Origin of the sequence: Hydrogenophaga taeniospiralis CCUG 15921, from assembly GCF_001592305.1 — a bacterium.
Lineage (GTDB): Bacteria > Pseudomonadota > Gammaproteobacteria > Burkholderiales > Burkholderiaceae_C > Hydrogenophaga > Hydrogenophaga taeniospiralis.
The window spans coordinates 13,765-39,067 of the sequence record NZ_BCWR01000022.1; the positions used below are offsets into that span (position 1 = coordinate 13,765).

General features: G+C 61.5%; 23 protein-coding genes and 1 pseudogene. 3 read left to right on the forward strand and 21 right to left on the reverse strand.

The window, feature by feature from the left end; genetic code table 11:
• Window positions 1-16 precede the first annotated feature (16 nt).
• From pheS to hemN, 8 genes are all read right to left on the reverse strand, one after another.
• Window positions 17-1,069, reverse strand: coding sequence for a phenylalanine--tRNA ligase subunit alpha (gene pheS / locus HTA01S_RS22535; protein WP_068175534.1), 1,053 nt, complete (start codon window positions 1,067-1,069; stop codon window positions 17-19).
• A gap of 125 nt (window positions 1,070-1,194) precedes the next feature.
• On the reverse strand, window positions 1,195-1,554 hold the full coding sequence (rplT, locus tag HTA01S_RS22540) for a 50S ribosomal protein L20 (protein WP_068175536.1): 360 nt from the start codon (window positions 1,552-1,554) through the stop codon (window positions 1,195-1,197).
• Between the two features lie 24 nt (window positions 1,555-1,578).
• Complete coding sequence (gene rpmI / locus HTA01S_RS22545) at window positions 1,579-1,782, reverse strand: 50S ribosomal protein L35 (protein ID WP_066151481.1); 204 nt, start codon at window positions 1,780-1,782, stop codon at window positions 1,579-1,581.
• 171 nt (window positions 1,783-1,953) lie between these two features.
• Entirely contained in the window at window positions 1,954-2,565 is a 612-nt protein-coding gene (gene infC / locus HTA01S_RS22550) for a translation initiation factor IF-3 (RefSeq protein ID WP_084236483.1), read from the reverse strand.
• A 109-nt stretch (window positions 2,566-2,674) separates the two neighbouring features.
• Window positions 2,675-4,582, reverse strand: coding sequence for a threonine--tRNA ligase (thrS, locus tag HTA01S_RS22555; protein WP_068175539.1), 1,908 nt, complete (start codon window positions 4,580-4,582; stop codon window positions 2,675-2,677).
• Between the two features lie 234 nt (window positions 4,583-4,816).
• Entirely contained in the window at window positions 4,817-6,148 is a 1,332-nt protein-coding gene (gene aceA / locus HTA01S_RS22560) for an isocitrate lyase (RefSeq protein WP_068175541.1), read from the reverse strand.
• 377 nt (window positions 6,149-6,525) lie between these two features.
• Entirely contained in the window at window positions 6,526-7,197 is a 672-nt protein-coding gene (locus HTA01S_RS22565) for a sulfite exporter TauE/SafE family protein (RefSeq protein ID WP_068175543.1), read from the reverse strand.
• A gap of 61 nt (window positions 7,198-7,258) precedes the next feature.
• Window positions 7,259-8,638 (reverse strand): oxygen-independent coproporphyrinogen III oxidase, encoded by a 1,380-nt coding sequence (hemN, locus tag HTA01S_RS22570; protein WP_068175733.1) that lies wholly within the window; start codon window positions 8,636-8,638, stop codon window positions 7,259-7,261.
• Window positions 8,639-8,817: 179 nt separating this feature from the next.
• Here hemN and fnr point away from each other — a divergent pair, with 179 nt between their 5' ends.
• Window positions 8,818-9,537 carry a fumarate/nitrate reduction transcriptional regulator Fnr gene (fnr, locus tag HTA01S_RS22575; RefSeq protein ID WP_068175544.1) on the forward strand — a complete coding sequence of 240 codons (720 nt, stop codon included), beginning with the start codon at window positions 8,818-8,820 and terminating at the stop codon, window positions 9,535-9,537.
• 107 nt (window positions 9,538-9,644) lie between these two features.
• On the opposite strand, the gene HTA01S_RS22580 is transcribed toward fnr, so the two are convergent.
• The 9 genes from HTA01S_RS22580 to HTA01S_RS22620 form a co-directional block, all read right to left on the reverse strand.
• On the reverse strand, window positions 9,645-9,938 hold the full coding sequence (locus HTA01S_RS22580) for a hypothetical protein (protein WP_068175546.1): 294 nt from the start codon (window positions 9,936-9,938) through the stop codon (window positions 9,645-9,647).
• Between the two features lie 77 nt (window positions 9,939-10,015).
• Entirely contained in the window at window positions 10,016-10,312 is a 297-nt protein-coding gene (locus tag HTA01S_RS22585) for a hypothetical protein (protein ID WP_068175548.1), read from the reverse strand.
• Window positions 10,313-10,354: 42 nt separating this feature from the next.
• Entirely contained in the window at window positions 10,355-11,728 is a 1,374-nt protein-coding gene (ccoG, locus tag HTA01S_RS22590; protein WP_084236508.1) for a cytochrome c oxidase accessory protein CcoG, read from the reverse strand.
• A gap of 163 nt (window positions 11,729-11,891) precedes the next feature.
• Entirely contained in the window at window positions 11,892-12,800 is a 909-nt protein-coding gene (gene ccoP / locus HTA01S_RS22595) for a cytochrome-c oxidase, cbb3-type subunit III (protein WP_068175553.1), read from the reverse strand.
• A 26-nt stretch (window positions 12,801-12,826) separates the two neighbouring features.
• Window positions 12,827-12,964 (reverse strand): CcoQ/FixQ family Cbb3-type cytochrome c oxidase assembly chaperone, encoded by a 138-nt coding sequence (locus HTA01S_RS22600; RefSeq protein ID WP_068175554.1) that lies wholly within the window; start codon window positions 12,962-12,964, stop codon window positions 12,827-12,829.
• A gap of 15 nt (window positions 12,965-12,979) precedes the next feature.
• Window positions 12,980-13,600 (reverse strand): cytochrome-c oxidase, cbb3-type subunit II, encoded by a 621-nt coding sequence (gene ccoO, locus HTA01S_RS22605; RefSeq protein ID WP_157572239.1) that lies wholly within the window; start codon window positions 13,598-13,600, stop codon window positions 12,980-12,982.
• Between the two features lie 11 nt (window positions 13,601-13,611).
• Window positions 13,612-15,057, reverse strand: coding sequence for a cytochrome-c oxidase, cbb3-type subunit I (gene ccoN, locus HTA01S_RS22610; RefSeq protein ID WP_068175556.1), 1,446 nt, complete (start codon window positions 15,055-15,057; stop codon window positions 13,612-13,614).
• 68 nt (window positions 15,058-15,125) lie between these two features.
• The gene (gene ccoS / locus HTA01S_RS22615; protein ID WP_068175737.1) at window positions 15,126-15,263 is read right to left on the reverse strand and encodes a cbb3-type cytochrome oxidase assembly protein CcoS; all 138 of its coding nucleotides are present in this window, start codon (window positions 15,261-15,263) and stop codon (window positions 15,126-15,128) included.
• Window positions 15,264-15,306: 43 nt separating this feature from the next.
• Window positions 15,307-17,724, reverse strand: a complete 2,418-nt coding sequence (locus tag HTA01S_RS22620) for a heavy metal translocating P-type ATPase (protein WP_245638180.1) — start codon at window positions 17,722-17,724, stop codon at window positions 15,307-15,309.
• A 110-nt stretch (window positions 17,725-17,834) separates the two neighbouring features.
• On the opposite strand from HTA01S_RS22620, the gene HTA01S_RS22625 reads away from it, so the two are divergent.
• On the forward strand, window positions 17,835-18,278 hold the full coding sequence (locus HTA01S_RS22625; protein ID WP_068175557.1) for a universal stress protein: 444 nt from the start codon (window positions 17,835-17,837) through the stop codon (window positions 18,276-18,278).
• A 70-nt stretch (window positions 18,279-18,348) separates the two neighbouring features.
• Here the strand turns inward: HTA01S_RS22625 and HTA01S_RS22630 are convergent.
• From HTA01S_RS22630 to ilvD (HTA01S_RS22645), 4 genes and pseudogenes are all read right to left on the reverse strand, one after another.
• A pseudogene (locus HTA01S_RS22630) lies at window positions 18,349-19,906 on the reverse strand (malonate--CoA ligase).
• 11 nt (window positions 19,907-19,917) lie between these two features.
• The gene (locus tag HTA01S_RS22635) at window positions 19,918-20,703 is read right to left on the reverse strand and encodes an enoyl-CoA hydratase/isomerase family protein (RefSeq protein WP_245638181.1); all 786 of its coding nucleotides are present in this window, start codon (window positions 20,701-20,703) and stop codon (window positions 19,918-19,920) included.
• Entirely contained in the window at window positions 20,700-21,527 is an 828-nt protein-coding gene (lgt, locus tag HTA01S_RS22640) for a prolipoprotein diacylglyceryl transferase (RefSeq protein ID WP_068175558.1), read from the reverse strand. Before lgt ends, HTA01S_RS22635 begins: the two co-directional genes overlap by 4 nt.
• A gap of 46 nt (window positions 21,528-21,573) precedes the next feature.
• Window positions 21,574-23,421, reverse strand: a complete 1,848-nt coding sequence (gene ilvD / locus HTA01S_RS22645; RefSeq protein ID WP_068175560.1) for a dihydroxy-acid dehydratase — start codon at window positions 23,419-23,421, stop codon at window positions 21,574-21,576.
• Between the two features lie 164 nt (window positions 23,422-23,585).
• On the opposite strand from ilvD (HTA01S_RS22645), the gene ilvD (HTA01S_RS22650) reads away from it, so the two are divergent.
• Complete coding sequence (ilvD, locus tag HTA01S_RS22650; protein ID WP_068175562.1) at window positions 23,586-25,292, forward strand: dihydroxy-acid dehydratase; 1,707 nt, start codon at window positions 23,586-23,588, stop codon at window positions 25,290-25,292.
• Window positions 25,293-25,303: the final 11 nt, after the last annotated feature.

Below are 25,303 nucleotides of genomic sequence, written 5' to 3' on the forward strand. Positions count from 1 at the left end.
GTGTCGTACCGAAAGTTCAGCGGAACTGCGAAAGGAAGCGGATGTCGCCATCAAAGAACAGGCGCAGGTCGTTCACGCCATAACGCAGCATGGTCAGGCGATCCGGCCCCATGCCGAAGGCGAAACCGATAAAGCGCTCGGGGTCCAGCCCCATGTTGCGCACCACGTTCGGATGCACTTGGCCGGAGCCGGCCACTTCCAGCCAACGCCCGGCCAATGGGCCGCTCTGGAACTGGATGTCGATTTCAGCGCTGGGTTCGGTGAACGGGAAGAAGCTCGGACGGAACCGCAGAACCAGATCGTGGCTTTCGAAGAAAGTCCTGCAGAAATCGGTGAAGACGTACTTAAGGTCCTTGAAACTCACGTTTTCGCCAATCCACAGGCCTTCACACTGGTGGAACATGGGCGAATGCGTGGCATCACTGTCCACACGGTAGGTTCGCCCCGGCGCGATCACCCGAATCTCGGGCATACCCTGCCCTGCGTCGAGCGCTGAGCGGTGGCGCTTGACATGCTGCACCGCATGGCGAATCTGCATCGGACTGGTGTGGGTGCGCAGCAGGTTGGGGGCCTTCTCGCTGCCGCCTTCCACGTAAAACGTATCGTGCATGGAACGCGCCGGATGGTCTTCGGGCGTGTTCAGTGCGGTGAAGTTGAACCAATCGGACTCGATCTCAGGGCCTTCGGCGACGTCGAAACCCATCGACGAAAAGATCGCCTCGATCCGCTCCAGCGTCCGACTGACCGGGTGCAGACCACCTTGTCCACGCTGGCGACCGGGCAGCGTCACATCCAGCGCCTCGGCCTTGAGTTGGGCCTGGAGTTCCGCGTCAGCAAGTGCCTGGCGGCGCGCGGTGAGCGCGGCTTCGATGGCCTGCTTGGCCTGGTTGATGGCGGCGCCGCGGGTCTTTTTCTCGTCCACCGACAAAGCGGCCATGCCCTTCATCAACTCGGTGATACGACCCGACTTGCCCAGAAACAATGCCTTGGCATTCTCCAGATCGGCAGGGGTGGTGGCCTGCGCAAAGCCAGCGCGTGCGCTATCGACCAGTGCGTCCAACTCGTTCATGTGTATTTACAGGTTTGCAAAACAAAAAAGGGGTTGAGCGCTGCGAGGGAAATCCCTCAAGCCTCAACCCCTTTGAGCGACAGGGGGAACCGCAGCCTGGACGGCTGCGGACATCCCGTCGTGAATCAAGCGGCCAGCTTGGCTTTGACTTGCTCCACGATGCTGCCAAAGGCAGCCGGGTCGTTCACGGCCAGATCGGCCAGAACCTTGCGGTCGATTTCGATGGAAGCCTTTTTCAGGCCGTTGGCGAACTGGCTGTACGTCAGGCCGCAAGCACGGGCACCGGCGTTGATACGCGCGATCCAGAGCTGACGGAAGACGCGCTTCTTGTTGCGGCGGTCACGGTAGGCGTATTGCCCAGCCTTCATCACCGCCTGTTTGGCGATGCGGAAGACGTTACCGCGGCGACCGCGAAAACCCTTTGCAAGGGCGAGAACTTTTTTGTGGCGGGCGCGTGCCGTTACACCACGTTTGACGCGAGGCATGAGTGACTCCTTGTTCGTCGTTGATCAAATACCCATGCCGGGCAGCATCTGTGCCATGTGACCCATATTGGTCTCATGGACAGTCACCGCACCACGCAGATGGCGCTTGTTCTTGGTGGTCTTCTTGGTCAGGATGTGACGTTTGAAGGCTTGACCGCGCTTGACGGTGCCACCGGGACGAACGCGGAATCGCTTCTTCGCGCTGCTCTTGGTCTTCATTTTGGGCATATTCATGCTCCTTTTCATTTGTGCTCGTGAGGCGCTGCGAACCTTCCGCAGACTTGTTGGCCCCGAGCCACTTTTATGAAAAGCCTTGCGGCCTCTCTTTCGGCAACCGGTCTTTCAACCCGTGCCTCGAACCGGCAGGAGACTACCCTGCCCGTCCAATCCTTATCAGTCTCAGGCCGTCGGCTGATCAGCGCTTTGCGCTGCTGCTTCGACCGCCTTGGCGGCACCGCCACCGGTCTTCTTGCGACCGGGCGCGATCATCATGATCATCTGACGCCCTTCGAGCTTGGGGAACTGCTCCACCACGATCGAATCGGCTAACTCATCGCGAATGCGATTGAGCAGCGCCAGTCCAAGATCCTGGTGCGTGATTTCACGACCACGGAAGCGCAACGTGATCTTGCACTTGTCGCCATCATCGAGAAAACGCCGGATATTGCGCATCTTGATGTTGTAGTCGCCATCATCGGTCCCAGGGCGGAACTTGATCTCCTTGATCTCGATGACCGTCTGCTTGGCCTTCGCCTCAGCCGCCTTCTTCTGCTCCTGGTACTTGAACTTGCCGTAGTCCATCAGGCGACACACCGGCGGAATGGCCGTGGCCGCAATTTCGACCAGATCCACATCCAGCTCACCAGCCATGCGCAGCGCTTCCTGCAGACTGACAATGCCCAGCGGCTCGTTTTCCGGCCCGTTGAGGCGAACCTCGGGGGCCATGATTTCACGATTCAGTCGGTGCGCGCGCTCCTCGCGCTGGCGGCGGTCACGAAAATTGGTAGCTATGGTAGGTTCCTTTGCGTGGGCAGTTCAAACAGATGGGCAACCTATCGGCAGCCCCAGTGCGTCCGCGCCGTGTGCTGCAGCCGCAGGGGCATCAACCGGATGTTTGAATTCAAACCTTGGATGAAATGTCTGCCGCGATCAGTCTGAAAAAGTCTTCCAGCGGCATGACCCCGAGGTCTTTGTTACCTCGCGCCCGCACAGCCACGGCACCAGCCGCCTTCTCTTTGTCGCCCACGACAACGATATAAGGGAGCTTTTGCAACGCGTGCTCCCGTATTTTATACGTTATTTTCTCGTTGCGGAGGTCGGTTATGACCCTAAGCCCTTGATTCTGCAGTGATTCCGCGATTTCGCGACAGTATTCGGCCTGCGCATCGGTGATATTGAGCACGGCCACCTGCACCGGCGCCAGCCATGTCGGCAGCGCACCCGCGTGCTCCTCGATCAAGATCCCGATGAAACGCTCCAGGCTGCCGACGATGGCTCGGTGCAGCATCACAGGTCGGTGTCGCGCGCCATCTTCGCCCACGTACTCGGCATCCAGGCGTTCTGGCATGGAAAAGTCCACCTGCATGGTGCCGCACTGCCATTGCCGACCGATCGCATCCTTCAGCGTGTACTCGATCTTTGGGCCGTAGAAGGCCCCATCGCCAGGTGCTATCTCGAATTCGCACCCAGACGCCCGCAGGCTTTCCATGAGTGCATGCTCGGCTTTGTCCCAGACTTCGTCAGAACCGATGCGCGCTTCCGGCCTCGTGGCCACCTTGTAGATGATGTTCTTGAAACCGAAATCGGCATACACCTTCTGTAGCAGTGCGGTGTAGGCCAGGCATTCGGGCAGAATCTGCTCTTCGGTGCAGAAGATATGACCATCGTCTTGCGTGAACCCACGCACGCGCATGATGCCATGCAGGCCGCCGCTCGGCTCGTTCCGGTGGCACTGGCCAAACTCACCGTAGCGCAGCGGCAGGTCGCGGTAACTCTTGATGCCCTGCTTGTAGATCAGGATGTGACCGGGACAATTCATGGGCTTCAAGGCGTAGTCGCGCTTTTCGCTTTCGGTCGTGAACATGGCATCGCGGTACTTGTCCCAGTGGCCTGTCTTCTCCCACAGCGACTTGTCAATGATCTGCGGCCCCTTGACCTCCTGATAGCCGTTGTCACGGTACACGCGGCGCATGTATTGCTCCACTTCCTGCCACAGCATCCATCCCTTGGGGTGCCAGAACACCAGCCCTGGGGCGTGCTCATCCAAGTGAAACAGGTCGAGTTCGCGACCCAACTTGCGGTGGTCGCGCTTCTCGGCTTCTTCGATCATGGTCAGGTGTTGCTGCAACTCGTCCTTGGTGGCCCAGGCTGTGCCATAGATGCGCTGCAGCATCTCGTTGCGATGGTCGCCACGCCAATAGGCACCGGCCACCTTCATGAGCTTGAAGTGTTTGAGCTTGCCGGTGCTGGGCACGTGCGGGCCGCGGCACAGGTCCTCAAACGCCCCCTCCCGGTAGAGCGACACATCTTCATTGCTCGGAATGCTGGCAATGATCTCGGCCTTGTAGTGCTCTCCCATGCCCTTGAAATACTCGACCGCCTCATCACGTGGCAGCACACGGCGCACCACGGGCTCGTCCTTCGCAGCCAGTTCAGTCATGCGCTTTTCGATCGCCACCAGATCCTCGGGCGTGAAAGGTCGCTTGTACGAGAAGTCGTAGAAGAAGCCGTGTTCGATCACCGGACCGATGGTCACCTGGGCATCGGGAAACAATTCCTTGACCGCGTACGCCAGCAAGTGGGCGGTTGAGTGGCGGATCACCTCCAGGCCATCCGCATCCTTGGCGGTGACGATGGACAACGGACTGTCCTGTGTGATGAGGTAGCTGGTATCAACCACCTTGCCATCGATCTTTCCCGCCAGTGCGGCCTTGGCCAAACCGGTGCCGATCGAGGCGGCAACCTCGGCCACGGTGACCGGGCCAGAGAACTCGCGTTGTGAACCGTCGGGGAGCGTGATGTGCAACATGGGTGTCCAGAAAACAAAAAAGCGCGGCTAGGGCCGCGCTGGATTGGAGAGAACAAAGGGAATCGGGCAGGCGCGAACTGCTGGCCTTAAGAGGCCGGAAAGAGCTTCTCCTGAGTTCGCGGTGTCATAACCAGATTGCCTTTCTCGCTCTTGCTGATTCAAAGGATCTTGATTTTCCCACAAAAAAGCCCGGGGCAAGCCCGGGCTTTGTCTCCTCACCACTCAGGGGTGCTTTCAGTGGAACTGCTCTTCCTCGGTCGAGCCGGTCAAGGCTTTCACGGAGGACGAGCCGCCCTGGATCACGGTCGTCACATCGTCGAAGTAACCCGCACCGACTTCCTGCTGGTGGGACACGAAGGTATAGCCCTTCTCGCGAGCAGCGAATTCGGGCTCCTGCACCATCTCGGTGTAGTGCTTCATGCCTTCACCGCGGGCATAGGCATGGGCGAACTGGAAGGTGTTGAACCAGTTGATGTGGATACCGGCCAGCGTGATGAACTGGTACTTGTAGCCCAGCGCGGCCAGGTCTTCCTGGAAAGACGCAATCTGCTTGTCGTCAAGGTTCTTCTTCCAGTTGAAGGAAGGCGAGCAGTTGTAGGACAGCAGCTTGCCGGGGCAGGCACCTTGCACCGCTTGGGCGAACTCACGGGCAAAACCGATGTCGGGCACGCCGGTCTCGCACCACACCAAGTCAGCGTAGGGCGCGTAGGCGATGCCGCGGCTGATGGCCTGCTCCAGGCCGTTCTTGACGCGGTAGAACCCTTCCTGCGTGCGCTCGCCGGTCAGGAAAGGCTTGTCGTTCGCATCGTGGTCGCTGGTGATCAGATTGGCGGCCTCGGCGTCGGTGCGGGCCAGCACGATGGTGGACACACCCATCACGTCGGCGGCGAAGCGCGCGGCAATCAGCTTTTCGCAGGCTTCCTGCGTAGGCACGAGCACTTTGCCACCCATATGGCCGCATTTCTTCACGGCAGCCAGCTGGTCTTCGAAGTGCACGCCAGCAGCACCGGCAGTGATCATGTTCTTCATCAGCTCGAAAGCATTGAGCACACCACCAAACCCGGCTTCGGCATCCGCCACGATCGGCAGGAAGTAGTCGATGAACTCAGGGCTTCCCGGTTCGATGCCACGGCCCCACTGGATTTCATCGGCGCGCTTGAAGGTGTTGTTGATGCGGCGCACCATCGTCGGCACCGAGTCGTAGGCATAAAGCGACTGGTCGGGGTACATGGTTTCGGAGGTGTTGCCGTCGGCGGCCACCTGCCAACCGGACAGGTACACGGCTTCGAGACCCGCTTTGGCCTGCTGCATGGCCTGACCGGCGGAAATGGCACCAAAGGCGTTGACGTAGCCCTTCTTGGCGCCGCCGTTGACCTTGTCCCACAGCTTCTCAGCACCACGCATGGCCAGCGTGTGCTCCACCTGCATGCTGCCGCGCAGACGCACGACATCGGCTGCGGAATAGCCGCGCTTCACACCCTTCCAGCGGGGGTTGGTCGCCCAGTCCTTTTCCAGGGCGTCGATCTGTTGCTGACGGCTCAGTTGCTCGTTGAGGGCTTGGGGCATGTGTTCACTCCATGAGGTTGATTGAAAAGGGTCGGCGAGGGCATTTGCCAATGCGGCGCCAATGGAGAGACTTTAAGTCTTATAGAAGACTTTGAAAAGCTCTTATGTCTTATACAAGACAAATATTTTTCCCTTTTGATTCAATAACTTTTATATCAAATTCCTCAATATGAGATATTTTCTCTCATATTGAGAAAATTTCTTGCGCCGCACCATTGTGTAATTTCACATGGAGGAAATTAACTCTCTCATCCTGAGATATCGATCGGTCCGCCGCTTGGACCATGGGTTGCAACGACTCCGGCTCAAGGCCAAGGGAGTCGACCTGGCAGTGGCAACGCGCCCAGGCTGGCGGACTCAAGCCACCTGAAACCAGGTCAGGCGCACCACAGTCCCGTCGGATTCGTGATACCCATCCACAGCGCCCAGCCAGACGTGGCCGCCAGTGCCAATCCGGCCAAGCGGATTCCCCATGCACCCGAACGGCCACCACGCAAACGCAGCAGCAACCAAGGTCCAGCGGTCAGCGAAATGGAGGTGCCAAGGGAGAACAACGCCATGATGGCCGCCCCCTCCAATGCGTTGGCCGAGAGTGACGCCACCAACAGCGCCGAATACAACAGGCCACATGGCATGAGCGCCCAGGCGACTCCCAGCACCACCGGCGCACGCCGCCCGAGGGATGTCAGCACGGGCCTGGCTTTGCGCCAGACGGACTGCCCCAGGTTTTCAATCCAGGCTGGCTGGCGCGCCTGCCAGATCAGAACAGCCCCCAGCAGCAGCGCCCCGACGTGAAACATGGTCCAGACCGGGCGTATCGCTGCGGTATTCGTGCCCAACCATGCCAGCCCCTGGACCGAGCCCGCGGCAAAGGCACCAAATAAGGCGTAGCCGACCATGCGACTGAACTGGAAGGTCCACAATGCGCGCGTGCTCCGCTCGCCTGCGGCTCGGCTGATACCCGCGCAGGCCGCGCCACACATGGCTACACAGTGCGGCCCACCAGCCAGCCCCATGAAAAGGGCCGTGATCGCCATTGAAGTCTGCATGAGGGCACTGTAGCGGAGTCAGCGGTCAGGGGTACTCTGGACTCCGAGTCCACCCTGGCGGTCAGATGATCCTGGAAAAACGCGCCCGATCCTGATCCACCTGCAGGTTCTTGTCAAACACCATGGCAATGGCGCGCACCAAGAACCAACCCGTGGCCGTCACCTGCACACCGCTGTCGTCGATCGTCACCAGCCCATGCTCGGCCAACCCGGCCAGCACCTCCAGTTCACGCGCGAAGTACGTCTTGAAATCGATCAGGTGACCGAGTTCAATCGACTCGTACTGAAGCTGTCCCTGGCACATGATGGACATGATCACCGACCGGCGCAGCAAGTCATCACGCGTCAGGGCCAAACCGCGCACGATCGGCAGCCGCCCCTGGTCGAGCGCGTCGTAATACTCTTCCAGCGTCTTGGCGTTTTGGCTGTAGGTAGCGCCAATGCGACCAATGGCCGAAACACCTAGCGCGATCAGGTCACAGTCTGGCTGGGTGCTGTAGCCTTGGAAATTGCGGTGCAGGCGCCCCTGCCGCTTGGCCACGGCCAGTGCATCGGTCGGCAGCGCAAAGTGATCCATGCCGACATAGACGTATCCAGCCCCCATCAGCGCATCGAGCGAGGCCGACAGCATGGACAGCTTGTCGCCTCCACTGGGAAGCTCCGCTGCAATGATGCGGCGCTGAGGCTTGAAACGCGAAGGCAGATGCGCGTAGGCATAAAGCGCAATGCGGTCCGGGCGCAGCGCATTGACCTGCGCCAGCGTGCGGGAGAACGACTCGGGCGTCTGAAGAGGCAGTCCATAAATCAGGTCGACATTGACCGACTCAAAACCGATCTTGCGCGCTGTGTCCACCAGCGCGAACACCTGTTCAGCCGGCTGCACCCGGTGCACCGCTTTTTGCACCGCTGGATCGAAGTCCTGCACACCAAAGCTCAAGCGGTTGAAACCCAACCTGGCCAAGGTCTGCAAGCGCTGGTCGGTGACAGTGCGGGGATCGACCTCGATCGAGTACTCACCACCGGGAACCAGCGTGAAGTTGCGCCGGATCATGGCCATGAGATCTTCGAGCTCGGTGTCCGAGAGGAATGTCGGCGTGCCGCCACCCAGATGCAGCTGCGATACGCTGTGCCCCTGCCCGAAGTGCTGGACCTGAAGCTCTACTTCACGGGACAGGTAGCGCAGATACTCGGCCGCTCGCTCATGGTGTTTGGTGATGACCTTGTTGCAGGCACAGTAATAACAAACCGACTCGCAGAACGGGATGTGCACATAGAGAGACAGTGGCAACGCCATCGACCCGGCCCTGCGCTGCTCCAGCGCCTGGACATAGTCCTGCTCGGTGAAAGCTTCAACGAAACGATCAGCGGTCGGATACGAGGTGTATCGTGGCCCAGGGACGTCGAATCGCTTGAGCAATTCGTTGGAAATGGCATGACTCACAAACAATTCTCCAGTTCTTCGGCGCCACTGTGCATCATGCGTAAAGAGAACCCCTTGATCTTGATCAAGCCCACCCGTCATACTCGGGTTGACCCTGAGTTCTTGTCTCCACGACCCGATCCTTGCTCGACAGGCCGTAGGGCCATAGGGTAAGCTAGGGCTGCAATTCTTGGAAAAATATGGACGTCCACAGCATCAAAGTCGCCTGTTCAAGCTGCAACCTGCGCGAGTTGTGCTTACCCATGGGATTGAACTCCGAAGAAATGGACAAGCTCGACAGCGTGATTTCTTCGCGGCGCAGGATCAAGCGCGGGACGGCACTGTTCAACACCGGCGACAAATTCACTTCGTTGTATGCGGTCCGCTCAGGCTTTTTCAAGACCTGTGTGACCACGGCCGACGGGCGTGATCAGGTGACAGGATTCCAGATGACGGGTGAAATCATCGGCCTGGATGGCATCGTCAGCGACCACCATTCCTGCGATGCCATTGCTCTGGAGGACGCTGAGGTCTGCGTCATGCCGTTTGACGATGTCGAGCAGTTGTCCAGGGAGTTCACTACCCTGCAGCACCATGTGCACAAGATCATGAGCCGCGAAATCGTGCGTGACCACAGCGTCATGTTGCTGCTGGGCAGCATGAGGGCCGAGGAACGGCTGGCGGCCTTTCTGCTCAACCTTGTACAGCGCCTGCATGCCAGAGGCTTCTCGCAGTCGGAACTGATTCTTCGCATGACCCGGGAAGAAATCGGGAGCTACCTTGGAATGAAACTCGAGACGGTGAGCCGCACGTTCTCGAAATTCGTCGAGGAAGGCACGATCGAAGTCAAACAACGCTATGTTCATATCAAGAACACCGACGCGCTCAAACAGATCGTCAATCCGCAGACCTGTCGCTAGCTTTGGTCACGGCTCCTGGCCCGCCCCTCCGCCGTTTCACGCCCTAAAACAAAAGCCCCGTCGGAGCAGACTCGACGGGGCTTTGTCGTTGCAATCAAGAAATTGATTCAAGAGCACGGACCGTTCCTGGCGCAGTCGCGAGGCCGCTCGTCCAGAGGAACGGGGCAACGGTTGACCTCGAACGGAGACATGGACAACAGCGCAGTGAGCGAGCTCGACACCATGGTCACCATCCAGAAGACGAAGAAGGCCATCGTGTAGACAGCCTGCCTGGACATGTCCAGCGGCTGCCCGAACCAGTGCAGATCGCTGGGATCCACCATGGCAAACACGATCATTTCCAGTACGGCTGCCACCAGAAAGGCTGGCCATGCAATCCACATCCATCGCTGTACCCACATCGTTGTGTCTCCTTGGGTTCTGTCGCTGATTCGGGGAACCGTGTGATGCTCCTCACGAAGCCCTGATCATCACACACCTACCTAGTGGCAGGGATCACCGGCGAAGCCGCGTGATTGCGCGCTTGATGGGCAGGCTGCAACTGAATCAGCGCGTCAATGCGGGCCTGGCCTTGCAGCGACCGCGCGGCCTGGAGGTTGCGCTCATAGTCCTCTTTGTCGAGAACAGGATCGGCGCCCTTCACCGCAATGACTGCGGTGACGATGCTCGCAATCACCACCAGCAAAGGTCCCCCCACCACCAGCCACATTTGTGGCACGCGCCACCAGGAGACAGAGGGTTTGTTGTCCGGATTCTTGAGGGTTGCGGTATTCATGGATGATTCCAGGGTAAACAGCGGATGCGCGACGTCCGGGTTTCAGCGCGGGACAAGAAAGGCCGCTTTTTCGGTCACCTGGGAAACCTCATCCCCAGTGGACCGGATCTCAAAGTGGATCGGATGAGACCCGCTGGCTGCCGCATCGGGTGGCACCTGTACCCTAAGCACCGCAGACCGGACCTCCGTTGGCAACACTTCAATCTCGGTTTCCGAAGCGATGGTGATGCCCGGCAGCCCTGAGACACTGATCACATAGCGCTGTGTGCTTTCGGTGGCATTCATGACCTGCAGCCGGAACACGTTCTCGATGCGCCCCTGCTCCACCATGCGAGCCAACACGCCACGATCGCGAATGACGTCAACCTTGAGGGGGGTGCGCATGAAGAGGCTGACCATCACGGCCAGGGTTATGGCCAGCAGGATACCGGTATACACCAGAACCCTGGGACGCATCGCGCGGCGGATCATCTGCTGGGTGCTCCAACCCTGTGCCATGCCGTTCTGCGTGGAGTATTTGACGAGGCCGCGCGGATAGCCCACCTTGTCCATTACCTCATCGCAGACGTCGATGCAGGCCCCGCAACCGATGCATTCGTACTGCAGGCCCTTGCGGATGTCGATCCCGGTGGGACACACCTGCACGCACAACGTGCAGTCCACACAGGCCCCCAAGCCCAAAGCCTTTGGGTCCGCCTTCTTGGAGCGTGGTCCACGTGGCTCACCGCGTTTCTCGTCGTAGGTAACGATCATCGTGTCCTTGTCGAACATGGCGCTCTGGAAGCGTGCATACGGGCACATGTACTTGCAGACCTGTTCGCGCATGAAGCCGGCATTGCCATAGGTGGCAAACCCGTAGAAGAAGATCCAGAAGGTCTGCCAAGGACCGAGGGACGCTGCCAAAGACAACGAGGCCAGTTCACGAACCGGCGTGAAGTAGCCCACAAAAGTGAAGCCAGTCCAAAGGGCAAACAAGATCCACAGCGCGTGTTTGATCCACTTCTTGCTGAATTTGGCCGCCGACAGGGGTGACTGATCGAGCCGCATGCGTGCAGATCGGTCACCTTCGACCTTCTTCTCGATCCACAAGAAAATCTCGGTGTAGACCGTCTGCGGACAGGCGTAACCGCACCACAAACGTCCCGCCACCGCGGTGAACAGAAACAGTGCCAGCGCCGAGATGACCAACAGCCCCGTGAGGTAGATGAAGTCCTGCGGGTAGAGCACCAAGCCGAAAATGTAAAAGCGGCGCGCTTCGAGATCGAAGAGCACCGCTTGACGCGCATTCCACTCCAGCCAGGGCAATCCGTAAAACACGATCTGCGTGATCCAGACCGCCGCCCACCGCCATTTTGAAAACAAGCCTGCGACCGAGCGCGGGTAAATTTTCTGGCGGGAAGCGTACAGAGAAACCATCACCTCATCGCCCGCGGCATCTCCCTGCAGTGGCTCCGGAGCGATGGGAATGATCGGCTTGCTGGTGTTGACGTCTGGCGTGGCGGAAGTCACAAGGAACCCATGGTTGGTGAATGAAAAAAGGCTATGCGGTCATGACGACCGCATAGCCTCCTCCTCTGCCTTAATTGGCAGGCTTGTTCGACATGCCCCAGACGTAGGACGCGAGCACGTTGATCTGCGCCTCGTTCAGCAAGGCCGACTGCCCTGGCATCTGGTTGGTGAACCCGTTGTTCACGGCGCGAACAATGGCTTCTTCACCCCAGCCATGCAGCCAGATGCCGTCGGTCAGGTTGGCAGCGCCCACCGCAGACATGCCTTTGCCGTCCATGCCATGGCAAGCCGCACAAGCAGCGAACTTCTCTTTGCCTTGGGCAGCTCGTACGGAGTCGTGAGGACTGCCGGACAGGCTCAGCACATAGTTCGCCACGTTGCGCACGTCCTCGGCGCTGCCCACAGCTGCGGCCATCGGGGGCATGACACCGGTCCGACCCTGCGCGATCGTCGTCTTGATCGTCGCATGCTCACCACCGCCCAGCCAGTCGTTGTCGGTCAGGTTGGGGAAGCCTTTGGAACCACGGGCGTCCGAACCATGGCACTGGGCACAGTAGTTCATGAACAGGCGCTCACCGATCGCCATGGCCTCAGAGTCCCCCGCGATCTGCTCTGGCGTCATGCCATTGAATTTGGCGTAAATGGGTGCGATTGCTGCCTCCACCTTGGCCACCTCGGCAGTGTGCTGACCCCGCGAAGTCCAGCCCAGCACGCCCTGAAACTTGCCGAACATCGGGTAGAGGGCCCCGTATGCCAAGGCAAAAATGACGGTGATGACGAACAGATAGACCCACCACTTGGGCAGTGGATTGTTCATCTCCGCCAGATCGCCGTCCCACACGTGACCAGTGGTGTTGTCGGCATGCGTAGCAGCCTTGGTGGTGCCACTGACCCAAAGCAGGATCAGGCAGGCGATGATGCTGACCAGCGTCAGACCACCCACGTAAAGGTGCCAGAAATCACTCGTAAAGTCGCTCATGATGTTTCTCTTGTTGGTGCCGCGGTTTAGTCGTCAGTGAAGGGCAGCTGGGCTGCCTCGTCAAAACCGGCCTGGTTGCGTTTGGACCAGGCCCAGGCCACGATGCCCACGAATGTCAGAAGACTGACCACTGTCACGATGCTGCGCAGGTCATTGATGTCCATGTCGGGCCCCTGTGTTTACTTGCGCGCGGTGCCCAGCACCTGCAGGTACGTGATCAGGGCCTCCAGCTCGGTCTTGCCTTTCACAGCCTCCACCGAACTCGCGATCTCTTCATCGGTGTAGGGAGCCCCCAAGGTGCGCAGCACTTCCATGCGTTTGGGCAGACCGGTTTCATCGACCGTTTTCTGCGCGAGCCACGGATAGGCAGGCATGTTCGACTCGGGAACAACGTCACGCGGGTTGTTCAGGTGCGTGCGGTGCCATTCATCGCTGTAGCGACCACCCACGCGGTGCAGGTCAGGACCCGTGCGCTTGGAGCCCCACTGGAACGGACGGTCATAAACGTACTCACCGGCCACAGAGAAGGGTCCATAACGCAGGGTTTCAGCCTGGAAAGGGCGAATCATCTGCGAGTGGCAGTTGTAGCAACCTTCCCTGACGTACACGTCACGGCCAGCGAGCTGCAGCGGGGTGTAGGGCTTGAGGCCTTCAATCGGCTGCGTGGTGGACTTCTGGAAGAAGAGTGGAACAATTTCCACCAGACCACCCACCGCTACCACGAGCGTGATCAACAGGATCATGAGAAAGTTGTTGGTCTCGATCCGCGCGTGACCACTGAGCTTTTCGTTTTGTGCCATTGTGATTCTCCTCAGGCGTGGGCGGGATTGACAGCGGCGACCGGCACATCCTCAATGCGCCCCTGACGGACCGTCATGATGGTGTTCCAGAGCATGATCACCATGCCACCGAGGTACAGCACGCCACCGAGCAGACGGATCACATAGAACGGGAATGTTGCTTTGACGGACTCCACGAAGGTGTAGGTCAGGCTGCCATCGGGGTTGACCGAGCGCCACATCAGGCCCTGCATCACCCCGGCAATCCACATGGCAGCGATGTACAACACGATGCCGATGGTGGCCACCCAGAAGTGGATCTCAATCGCGGGCACCGAGTACATCTTCTTCTGACCGAACAGGCGCGGAATCAGGTAGTACAGCGAGCCCATGGACACCAGCCCCACCCAACCCAGAGCGCCGGAGTGCACATGGCCCACGGTCCAGTCGGTGTAGTGCGACAGCGCGTTGACGGTCTTGATGGACATCATCGGGCCTTCGAAGGTGGACATGCCGTAGAACGACAGGGACACGATCAGGAAGCGCAGGATGGGATCGTCACGCAGCTTGTGCCAGGCACCTGACAGGGTCATGATGCCGTTGATCATGCCGCCCCAGCTGGGAGCCAGCAGAATCAGGGAGAAGACCATGCCAACCGATTGCGTCCAGTCAGGCAGCGCGGTGTAGTGCAGGTGGTGTGGGCCCGCCCACATGTAGGTGAAGATCAGCGCCCAGAAGTGGACGATGGACAGACGGTAGGAGTAAACCGGGCGCTCGGCCTGCTTGGGGATGAAGTAATACATCATGCCCAGGAAGGCGGCGGTCAGGAAGAAGCCCACCGCGTTGTGGCCGTACCACCACTGCACCATGGCATCCTGCACACCTGCGTAGGCCGAGTAGGACTTGGTCATGCTCACCGGAATCGCAGCGCTGTTGACGATGTGCAGCAAGGCGACGGCGATGATGAACGCACCAAAGAACCAGTTGGCCACGTAGATGTGTTTGACCTTGCGAATACCGACAGTTCCGAAGAACACGATTGCATAGGCAACCCAGGTCACGGCGATCAGCAGATCGATGGGCCACTCGAGTTCCGCGTACTCCTTGCCGGAGGTCAGGCCCAGCGGCAGGGTGACGACCGCTGAGACGATCACCAGGTTCCACCCCCAGAACGTGAACCAGGCCAGCGCATTCGAGAACAGCCGGGTGTGACAGGTTCGTTGCACCACGTAGTAGCTGGTGGCGAACAGAACCGATCCGCCAAACGCGAAGATCACCGCGTTGGTGTGCAGCGGTCGCAATCGACCGTAGGTGATCCATTCGATCCCCATGTTCAGTTCGGGCCAGGTCAACTGGGCCGCGATGATCACACCCACCAGCATGCCCACCACGCCGTAGATCACGGACATGATGGCAAACCCGCGGACCACACTGTCGTTGTAGACCGCCGGCTGGCTGGCCTTTCTTGTTACGGACATACAGAACTCCTCATAAATGTCGCTCGTTGGAGTGTCCTCACGGCACCCTCCATGCGCCTTGACTTAAGTCAATCGCCCCGAAGAATGCGCTCGCCCTCGCGCTCTATGTTGTCGAATTGCCCCGCCTGAAGCGCCCACCAAAAGACCCCCATGATGGCAAACACAAGCAGCACCGAGATGGGGATCAGCAGATACAAAACATCCATGATGAATACCTTTATCAATCGAACACTGAGAACACCGTGCGCCTCATGCCAACGAGGCCGTACTCACAGTGGTTGTTGAAACACCCGCTGTGACCTTGGACGCCAAACGCAGCGCGTTGACGATCACCAGCAACGAACTGCCCGCCATGCCAAGCCCGGCGAGCCAGGGAGGCATCCAGCCCACGAGCGCCAAGGGTACGCTCACGAGGTTGTAGACGGCGGCCCAGACGAGGTTCTGCCGCACGATGCGCAGCGTGGACCGGGCCTGACGCAATGTCAAGACCACGCCCATGACCTCACCCCCCTGGATCACATAGTCCGACTGGGCTTGTGCCAACGGCGCAGCGTGGCCTAGTGCAAAAGAGGTATTGGCTCGCGCCAGCACCGGGCCGTCGTTGAGACCATCACCCACCATGGCCAACCGCATGCCCTGCGTTTGCAAAGCCGCCACCTCGATCAGTTTTTGCTCGGGTGACGCGCCTGCGATCACATGATCCACCCCCACCGCACACCCCACCTGCATGGCGGCACTCTCGCGATCGCCGGAAAGCAGCCAAGTGCGCACCCCCATGGCACGCAGTGCAGCGACCGCATCCCGGGCGTCTTCGCGCAACCCCTCCTGCAATTCGAACGTCGCCATCCAGCCCTGGTCGTCCGCCAGAAAAGCCCTGGGCGCATCATCATTCGAGCGCTCGGTGTTCCGTGCACCGCAGAATGCCGCCGAGCCCAGCCGTACCCGAGCGCCATCGGCGCGCCGTGCCTGCATGCCCTGCCCGGCAACCTCAGCCAGTTCCGTCAGGGAAAGCACCTCACCGGCCTGCTCCACCGAAACCGACTGCGCTATCGCACGCGAGACCGGGTGCAGCGACCCCGCTGCCAGCGCTCCGGCCAATGCCAGTGCCTGCTCCCTGCCCACCCCCTCACGCGTGCGCACCCCAACCAGCACCAGCCTGTCATGCGTCAGCGTGCCCGTCTTGTCAAACACCACGGCATTGATGCCAGCCAAGGCTTCGAACGCCTGCAACCGCCGCACGAGGATGCCGCGTCGGGCCAGCGCACCGGCAGACGTGAGCATGGCGGCGGGCGTGGCCAGTGAGAGCGCGCAAGGGCAGGTGACGATGAGCACAGCAACGGCCACCGCGAGCGCCTTGGTGTGATCGATCTGCCACCAGTAGAAGCCTGCCAGGGCCGCAGCGAGCAACACCAGCACCAGAAACGGCGCGGCAACGCGGTCGGCCAGCACGGCCAGACGGGGCTTCTCGGTGGACGCCCGCTCCATCAGCGCAACGATCTGGGCGAATCGGGTATCGCGCCCAAGCCGGGCAATCCGCACCAGGACCGGGCCACCCAGATTGAAGCTGCCAGCCACCACGCCCTGTCCCTGCGCACGTGTGACCGGATGCGACTCGCCCGTCAACAAGGCTTCATCCACCGTGGCCGACTCGCTCAGGATGTTGCCATCACCAGGGAACGCCTGCCCCGCCTGCACACGTACCACATCCCCGACGATCAGACGGCGGATGGACACGATTTCAAAACCGCCTGCGGGCATCTGCCGCTCGCACACGTCGGGCAAGCGGTTCATCAGACTGTCGAGCGCGCCGGCCGTGCGGTCGCGGGCCTTGAGTTCAAGGTAACGCCCGCCCAGCAGGAAAAACACGAACATGGTCAGCGAGTCGAACCAGACCTCGTGGCCCCAGACGCCACTGGGATCGAACGTGGAGGCCGAACTGGCCAGAAAGGTCACGAGAATGCCGATCGACACCGGCGTATCCATACCGGCCCTGCCCAGCTTCAGGTCGCGCCAGGCGCTGCTGAAGAAGGGACCACTGGCGAAAAACACCACGGGCAGACTCAGCACCCAGCTGGCCCAGCGCAGCAACTGATCGATGTCGGCAGGGATCTCACCCGGCTCGGCAATGTAGGCAGGCCATGCGTACATCATGACCTGCATGGCACAAAAGCCCGCCACGAACAAGCGCCACAAAGCCTGACGCGTTTCACGCAGGCGTTCACTGATGGACAGGGCCTGCTGCATCGGCAGCAGCCGGTACCCGGTCTGGCCCACCGCACGGGCCAAGCTGGACATCGTGGTCTGGGCAGGGTCCCAGCGCAGCGTGAGCCGCCGCGTGGCTGCGTGCACCTGCGCGCGCTCCACACCCGGCAGATCCTGCAGCGCGCACTCGACGGTGTCGGCACAGGCCGCGCAATACATGCCCTGCACCATCAACACCGATTCGGCCGAGGTGCGACCGTCCACTTCACTGAACCGTGTGAACTCCTGCTGCTCGACGGGGTCGTCAAGTACCGCGAAGTTGTCGGTCACGGTGAGCGGCCCGCGGTGACCCTCCAGCCAGCCGCGTGAACCAGGCATAGATGGTTCGTCCTGAGTGGCCTGGCCGTCAGAATGCGGATCGGCGAGCAAAGACCCCACCGGCGGCGCGGTGGCGGCCTCGTTCATGCTTCGAGGGTAATTCAAGAGGCTTTCCTCACGCTTGATTTAAGTCAACCGAACGCGGCCGGTCTTTGCTAGTCTATGGTTGTTCCAGCAATTACCCGAGGAGATGCAGCATGTACAAACGGATTTTGATCGCGACAGACGGCTCGAAACTCTCCCAACAAGCCGTGGAGCATGGCATCAATCTGGCCGACCTGACGGGTGCAGAAGTGATCGCCCTCAAGGTGGTCCCGCGCTATCCGCAGACCTATTTCGAAGGAGGTGTGGCGCTCGCTGCGGCCGAAGTGGCCCGCATCGAAAAGCAGTGGCTGGACGAGGCCATGGAAGCCGTCAACGCGGTGAAGTCGGCCGGTCAGTTGCGCGAGGTGAAGGTCAAGCCGATCACAGTGAAGTCCGACCTGATCGCCGAAGCCATCATCGCTGCGGCCAAGCGCAACAAGTGCGACCTGATCGTGATGGCCTCACATGGCCGTCGGGGCCTCAAGCGGCTGTTGCTCGGCAGTGAGACCCAGCAGGTGCTGACCCACTCGCACATCCCGGTGCTCGTCTTGCGGTGACCCCCCATGCCGGGCTCACGTGGAGGTGAGCCAGGCATTGCAAGATCAAAGGTGCAGCGGGGCTCGGCCCTCAGTCAACGAACAGGGCCTTGTACCGTTCGCGCAGCAGGTTCTTCTGCACTTTGCCCATGGTGTTGCGTGGCAGTTCGTCCACCACGAAACAGCGTTTGGGTATCTTGAAATGGGCCAGTTGCGCCTTGAGGCTGGCGATGAGCTGCTCGGGATTCACCTGACTGCCGGGTCGAGCAATCACCACCGCCACACCCACCTCACCGAAGTCCGGGTGCGGCACGCCAACCACGGCGCTCTCCGCCACACCGGGCAAACCGTTGATGAAACCTTCGACTTCGGCCGGGTACACGTTGGTAGCCCCCGGAAATGATGAGGTCCTTGCTGCGCCCGACGATGGTCACGTAGCCCTGGGCATCCACGTATCCCACGTCGCCTGTCCTGAAAAACCCATCGGTGGTGAACTCTTCCGCGGTTTTTTCCGGCATGCGCCAATAGCCCTTGAACACATTGGGTCCGCGCACCTGGATCGCGCCGGTGGCGCCCGCGGTCAAAACGTGCTCCGTTTCGTCCACCACACGCAAGTCCACGCCCGGCAGCGGAAATCCCACCGTACCGCCACGCCGTTCGGCGAGCCCACCGTGGCGAAGATCGGCTTCGCAGGGGTTGGAGGTCAGCATGATGGTTTCGCTCATGCCATAGCGCTCCAGGATGGTGTGCCCGGTGCGAAGCTTCCAGGTGTTGAAAGTCTCGACCAGCAACGGCGCCGAACCCGATATGAACAGACGCATGTGCGCCGCCTGCTGCGGGGTGAGCCCCGGTTCGGCCAGCAGACGCACATACAGCGTGGGAACGCCCATGAACACGGTGGCCCGCGGCAGCAACGACACCACGGTGGGTGCGTCAAAACGGTTGAGCCACAGCATGGGGCTGCCGTTGATCAGGGCACCGTGGATCGCTACGAACAGGCCATGCACATGAAAGATCGGCAAGGCGTGAATCAGCACGTCGTCCGGACGCCAGCACCAATAGTCGCGCAGCACCAGCGCGTTGCTGAGCATGTTGCCGTGCGTGAGCATGGCGCCCTTGCTGCGGCCCGTGGTTCCACTGGTATAGATGATGACCGCCAGATCGTCGGCCGCACACACGGCGGGCTGGTGCACGGTGCTGTGGTGGGCCGCGCGCTCCAGCAGACTGCCGCCGCGCGCCTCGTCCAGGGTGAACACATGACGCGTGCCCGCCATGAAAGCAATCTTGGAAACCCAGCCAAAATGCGCTGGACTGCACACCACCACCGCGGGTTCGGCGTTGCCAATGAAGTACTCGATTTCGGCGCTTTGGTAGGCGGTATTGAGTGGCAGGAAGACAAACCCCGCACGCAGCGTGGCGAGGTACAGGATGAGCGCCTCGACCGATTTTTCCACCTGCACGGCAATGCGGGCACCGGCTGGCAGCTCCAGCGAGGCCAGCAGATTGGCCACCATGGCTGTGGCCTGATCCAGGTCGCGCCACGAATAGCGCAGCACCGGCCCCGCCCCGCCCACGGTTTCAATGGCACAGGCATCCTGATCGGCTGGAAACGCCGCGCGCAGCGCGGCAAAAAGGTTGTGGTTGCGCATGAAAGTCGGTGTCAGAACTGGGGTGGCCGTTTGGCCAGGAAGGCAGAGATGCCTTCGATGTGTTCGGCGCTGTCCGCGTACCGGTAAGCGTCCGCCAGCAGCGCGGCAGAAGGGTCGACGCCCTGCCCTCGCCCAACGAGCGCGCGCAGTGTCTGCTTGTTCAGGCGTGCGGCCTGCGGACTCAGCCGCATCATGCTGTCGATCAGGACGCGGACCTCCGTGTCCAGAGCATCCCCGGGCAGCACACGATTGAGAAAACCGCGGGCCTTCATCTCGGCTGCGGGCAACACGGCCGCAGCCAACAGCATCTCGCGCGCGGTCAGCTCACCGGCCGCGCCGGCCACCAGTTGGGCCTCACGCGGCGCCATGGGGAAACCGAGTTTCGCGATCGGCGCACCAAAGCGTGCGGACTCACTGGCCAGGCGCAGGTCGCAACAACTGGCGATCTCCATGCCCGCCCCCATGCAGTTGCCAGCGATCTGCGCCACGACAGGCAGGTCGCACTCCAGTATGGCGCTCAGCCCACCCCAGACATCGTCTTCGTGAAAGGCTCGGAGCGCCGCTTCGTCAAAGCGGAAATCCGGGTACTCCGAAATGTCTCCGCCCGCGCAGAAATGCCCCTCATGGCCTTGCACCAGCACGCAACGCACGGTTTCACTGAGCGCCAGTTGTTCAAAGACCCGGCGCAGTTCGCGCCACATGGGCCGCGACATGGCGTTGAGTTTGCCCGGGTTGCACAGTGTGACGCTGGCCAGCCCGCCGTCGATCCGGCAATCCACCCAGCCAGAGGGGTTCACAGGGGCGCCCCTGCGCCCGCCCCCCCACGACGGCCGAACCACCACCACATGAAGGCCCCCGCCAGAATCATGGGCACGCAAAGCCATTGACCCATGCTCATGCCCAGCGACAACAACCCAAGGTGGTCATCGGGCTGACGGAAAAACTCGGCGATGAAACGGAAAACCCCATAGCCGAACAGGAACACCGCCGACACCTGCCCACGCGCGCGCTCCTTGCGCGCATAGAGCCAGAGCAACACAAACAGCAGCAGCCCCTCCAGCAGAAACTGGTAGACCTGTGAGGGGTGGCGCGGCAGGTCTCCCGCGCCGCGGAACACCATGCCCCAAGGCAAGGACGGATCGGCCACGCGGCCCCATAGCTCGCCATTGATGAAGTTGCCCAGGCGCCCAGCGGCCAAGCCCGTGGGCACGCAGGGCGCCACGAAGTCCATCACCTGCATGAACGGCCGCTGGCGGCTGCGGGCATACCAGACCATGGCCGCCATCACACCCAACAGACCGCCGTGAAAACTCATGCCACCCTGCCAGACCGCGAAGATCTCCAGCGGATGCGCCAGGTAGTAAGCAGGTTTGTAAAACAGGCAATACCCGATGCGCCCCCCGAGCACCACACCCATCACACCCAGGAACAGGATGTCTTCGGTGTCGCGTCGGGTCCAGGGCGCGGGCTGGCGCAAGGAGGCAAATGGCTCGTGGCGCAAGCGGGCATTGGCCAACAGCATGAACAGGCCGAAGGCCGCGAGGTAGGTCAGACCGTACCAGTGGATGGCCAGCGGCCCCAGCTGCAGAGCGACCGGATCGATTTGAGGATGGATCAGCATGGTCTGCGATTGTGCACGCAAGCCATGCCGACCCGACCCGCGTTCGTCAGTCGCCGAGCAGCGAGAGGTCGCGCACGGCGCCCTTGTCGGCCGACATGGCGAGCAAGGCATAGGCCTTGAGTGCGGCGGAGACCTTGCGCTTGCGCGGCAGTGCGGGCTTCCAGCCCTTGGCGTCCTGTTCACTGCGGCGCTGCGCCAGCTCATCGTCGGACACCAGCACGTTGATGCTGCGGTTGGGAATGTCAATGCGGATGCGATCGCCATTGCGCACCAGACCGATGGCGCCACCCGCCGCCGCTTCCGGAGAGCAGTGGCCGATCGACAGGCCCGAGGTGCCGCCGGAGAAGCGGCCATCGGTCAGTAGCGCGCAGGCCTTGCCCAGGCCCTTGGACTTGATGTACGAGGTCGGGTAGAGCATTTCCTGCATGCCCGGGCCGCCCTTGGGGCCTTCGTAGCGCACGATAACCACGTCGCCGGCCTTGACCTTGTCGTCCAGGATGTTGGCGACCGCCTCGTCCTGAGACTCGGTCACATGGGCCGTGCCCTCGAACACCAGCAGCGCGTCGTCCACACCAGCGGTTTTCACCACGCACCCATTGAGCGCGATATTACCCACGAGAACGGCCAGCCCGCCTTCTTGCGAGAAAGCATGCTCGCCCGAACGGATGCAGCCTTCGGCGCGGTCGGTGTCCAGACTGGGCCAGCGCGTGGACTGGCTGAACGCCACCTGGCTGGGCACGCCAGCGGGGCCGGCCCGGTAAAAGGTCTGCACCTCGGCACTGGGGTTGCGCGCGATGTCCCACTGGTCCAGCGCGTCCTTCATGGTCCGGGCGTGCACCGTGGGCACATCGGTGTGCAGCTTGCCGGCGCGATCCAGCTCACCCAGGATGGCCATGATGCCGCCGGCGCGGTGCACGTCTTCGATGTGGTACTTGTTGGTGTTCGGCGCCACCTTGCACAGCTGCGGCACGACGCGCGAAAGGCGGTCGATGTCCTTCATGGTGAAGTCGATTTCGGCCTCCTGGGCAATCGCCAGCAGGTGCAAGATGGTGTTGGTCGAACCGCCCATCGCGATGTCCAGCGTGATGGCGTTCTCGAACGCCTTGAAACCCATGGAACGCGGCAGCACGGATGCGTCGTCCTGCTCGTAGTAGCGGCGGCAGAGGTCAACCGCCAGGCGGCCGGCGCGTTTGAAAAGCTGTTCGCGGTCGGCATGGGTCGCCACCACCGTGCCGTTGCCCGGCAGCGAGAGCCCCAGCGCCTCGGTCAGGCAGTTCATGGAGTTGGCGGTGAACATGCCCGAGCAGGAACCGCAGGTCGGGCAGGCGGAGCGCTCCACCTCGGCCAGATCGGCATCCGACACCTTGACGTCGGCGGCCATCACCATGGCATCGATCAGATCGAGCTTCTTGATCTCGATGCTGCCCGCCAGGCGGGTCTTGCCCGCTTCCATCGGGCCGCCCGAGACGAACACCACGGGAATGTTCAGACGCATCGCGGCCATCAACATGCCCGGGGTGATCTTGTCGCAGTTGGAAATGCAGACCAGCGCATCGGCGCAGTGCGCGTTGACCATGTACTCCACCGAGTCGGCAATGATGTCGCGACTGGGCAGCGAATACAGCATGCCGTCGTGCCCCATGGCGATGCCGTCGTCCACCGCGATGGTGTTGAACTCCTTGGCCACACCCCCGGCGGCTTCGATCTCGCGCGCCACCAACTGGCCCAGGTCCTTCAGGTGCACGTGGCCGGGCACGAACTGGGTGAAGGAGTTGGCGATGGCAATGATCGGCTTGTCGAAATCGCCATCCTTCATGCCGGTGGCGCGCCACAGCGAGCGGGCGCCCGCCATGTTGCGGCCGGCGGTGGAGGTCTTGGAACGGTATGCGGGCATGGTGGTTTTTCGTCTGGAGAAATTCGGGGACAGGAAAAATCGCGTCTTCGATTATCTCCCACGGGCCAGGGGTGATTGCCCCGTGGGCTATAAGCGAAGCTTGCCCAGCCGACGCCCCGCAACGGCCCAGCGCGGCCGAACCACCCCACCCACGGAGACACCCCATGGCCGACAACACACCCATCCCCATCCTTCCGATCAACCACCGCAGCGCGCACATCACCCAGGGCAAGTCGCGCGCGCCCAACCGGTCCATGTACTACGCCATGGGCTACGAGGAAGGCGACTTTGTCAAACCCATGGTGGGTGTGGCCAACGGCCACAGCACGATCACCCCGTGCAACTCGGGCCTGCAGAAGCTGGCCGATGCGGCCATCGCGGGCATCGAAGAGGCGGGGGGCAACGCACAGGTGTTCGGCACACCCACCATTTCCGACGGCATGGCCATGGGCACCGAAGGCATGAAGTATTCGCTGGTGTCGCGCGAGGTCATCTCGGACTGCGTGGAAACCTGCGTGCAGGGCCAGTGGATGGATGGTGTGGTGGTCATCGGTGGCTGCGACAAGAACATGCCAGGGGGCCTGATGGGCATGCTGCGCGCCAACGTACCCGCGATCTATGTGTATGGCGGCACCATCCTGCCCGGCCGCTACAAAGACCAGGATCTCAACATCGTGAGCGTGTTCGAGGCCGTAGGCCAGAATGCCGCCGGCAAACTCAGCGACCACGACCTGCACGAGATCGAGCAGCGCGCCATCCCCGGGACCGGCTCCTGCGGCGGCATGTACACCGCCAATACCATGTCATCGGCCTTCGAGGCGCTGGGCATTTCACTGCCCTACTCCAGCACCATGGCCAACCCGCATGATGAGAAGACGAACTCGGCCAGGGAATCGGCCAAGGTGCTGATCGAGGCCATCCGCAAAGACATCAAGCCACGCGACATCGTCACGCGCAAGAGCATTGAAAACGCGGTGGCCGTGATCATGGCCACGGGCGGATCCACGAACGCGGTCCTGCACTTTCTGGCCATTGCACACGCGGCCGGGGTGGAGTGGACCATCGACGACTTCGAGCGTGTGCGCCAGAAGATCCCGGTGCTGTGCGACCTCAAGCCCAGCGGGAAGTACCTCGCGGTCGATCTGCACCGCGCCGGTGGCATCCCGCAGGTGATGAAAATGCTGCTCCACGCCGGCCTGCTGCACGCAGACTGCCTGACCATCACGGGCCAGACGATTGCCGAGGTGCTCAAGGACGTTCCCGATGCCCCACGCGCCGACCAGGACGTGATCCGGCCGTTCGACCGGCCGCTGTACGAACACGGCCACCTGGCCATCCTCAAGGGCAATCTTTCACCCGAAGGTTGCGTGGCCAAGATCACCGGTCTGAAGAACCCGGTCATGACCGGCCCTGCCCGTGTGTTCGACGACGAGCAGTCCGCGCTCCAGGCCATCCTGGACGGACACATCGTGGCCGGCGATGTGATGGTGTTGCGCTACCTCGGCCCCAAAGGCGGCCCCGGCATGCCCGAGATGCTCGCGCCCACGGGCGCGCTCATTGGCGCCGGACTGGGCGAGAGCGTGGGCCTGATCACCGACGGGCGCTTCTCTGGCGGCACCTGGGGCATGGTGGTGGGCCACGTGGCGCCCGAAGCGGCCGTGGGTGGCACGATCGGACTGGTGCAGGAAGGCGACCGCATCACGATCGACGCGCACCGCTTGCTGCTGGAACTCCACGTGCCCGATGCCGAGATCGCGAAGCGACGTGCAGCGTGGATGGCTCCCGCACCGCGCTACACCCGGGGTGTGCAGGCAAAGTTTGCCTTTAACGCGTCCAGCGCCAGCCAGGGTGCGGTGCTGGACAACTACTGACCGGAGACGAA

Excerpts from the sequence above, each read along its gene's own strand:
- pheS (WP_068175534.1), bottom strand. The coding sequence starts at position 1,069 with ATGAACGAGTTGGACGCACTGGTCGATAGCGCACGCGCTGGCTTTGCG.
- rplT (WP_068175536.1), bottom strand. The coding sequence starts at position 1,554 with ATGCCTCGCGTCAAACGTGGTGTAACGGCACGCGCCCGCCACAAAAAA.
- rpmI (WP_066151481.1), bottom strand. The coding sequence starts at position 1,782 with ATGCCCAAAATGAAGACCAAGAGCAGCGCGAAGAAGCGATTCCGCGTT.
- thrS (WP_068175539.1), bottom strand. The coding sequence starts at position 4,582 with ATGTTGCACATCACGCTCCCCGACGGTTCACAACGCGAGTTCTCTGGC.
- aceA (WP_068175541.1), bottom strand. The coding sequence starts at position 6,148 with ATGCCCCAAGCCCTCAACGAGCAACTGAGCCGTCAGCAACAGATCGAC.
- HTA01S_RS22565 (WP_068175543.1), bottom strand. The coding sequence starts at position 7,197 with ATGCAGACTTCAATGGCGATCACGGCCCTTTTCATGGGGCTGGCTGGT.
- fnr (WP_068175544.1), top strand. The coding sequence starts at position 8,818 with ATGGACGTCCACAGCATCAAAGTCGCCTGTTCAAGCTGCAACCTGCGC.
- HTA01S_RS22580 (WP_068175546.1), bottom strand. The coding sequence starts at position 9,938 with ATGTGGGTACAGCGATGGATGTGGATTGCATGGCCAGCCTTTCTGGTG.
- HTA01S_RS22585 (WP_068175548.1), bottom strand. The coding sequence starts at position 10,312 with ATGAATACCGCAACCCTCAAGAATCCGGACAACAAACCCTCTGTCTCC.
- ccoG (WP_084236508.1), bottom strand. The coding sequence starts at position 11,728 with ATGGTTTCTCTGTACGCTTCCCGCCAGAAAATTTACCCGCGCTCGGTC.
- ccoP (WP_068175553.1), bottom strand. The coding sequence starts at position 12,800 with ATGAGCGACTTTACGAGTGATTTCTGGCACCTTTACGTGGGTGGTCTG.
- HTA01S_RS22600 (WP_068175554.1), bottom strand. The coding sequence starts at position 12,964 with ATGGACATCAATGACCTGCGCAGCATCGTGACAGTGGTCAGTCTTCTG.
- ccoO (WP_157572239.1), bottom strand. The coding sequence starts at position 13,600 with ATGGCACAAAACGAAAAGCTCAGTGGTCACGCGCGGATCGAGACCAAC.
- ccoN (WP_068175556.1), bottom strand. The coding sequence starts at position 15,057 with ATGTCCGTAACAAGAAAGGCCAGCCAGCCGGCGGTCTACAACGACAGT.
- ccoS (WP_068175737.1), bottom strand. The coding sequence starts at position 15,263 with ATGGATGTTTTGTATCTGCTGATCCCCATCTCGGTGCTGCTTGTGTTT.
- HTA01S_RS22620 (WP_245638180.1), bottom strand. The coding sequence starts at position 17,724 with ATGAACGAGGCCGCCACCGCGCCGCCGGTGGGGTCTTTGCTCGCCGAT.
- HTA01S_RS22625 (WP_068175557.1), top strand. The coding sequence starts at position 17,835 with ATGTACAAACGGATTTTGATCGCGACAGACGGCTCGAAACTCTCCCAA.
- lgt (WP_068175558.1), bottom strand. The coding sequence starts at position 21,527 with ATGCTGATCCATCCTCAAATCGATCCGGTCGCTCTGCAGCTGGGGCCG.
- ilvD (WP_068175560.1), bottom strand. The coding sequence starts at position 23,421 with ATGCCCGCATACCGTTCCAAGACCTCCACCGCCGGCCGCAACATGGCG.
- ilvD (WP_068175562.1), top strand. The coding sequence starts at position 23,586 with ATGGCCGACAACACACCCATCCCCATCCTTCCGATCAACCACCGCAGC.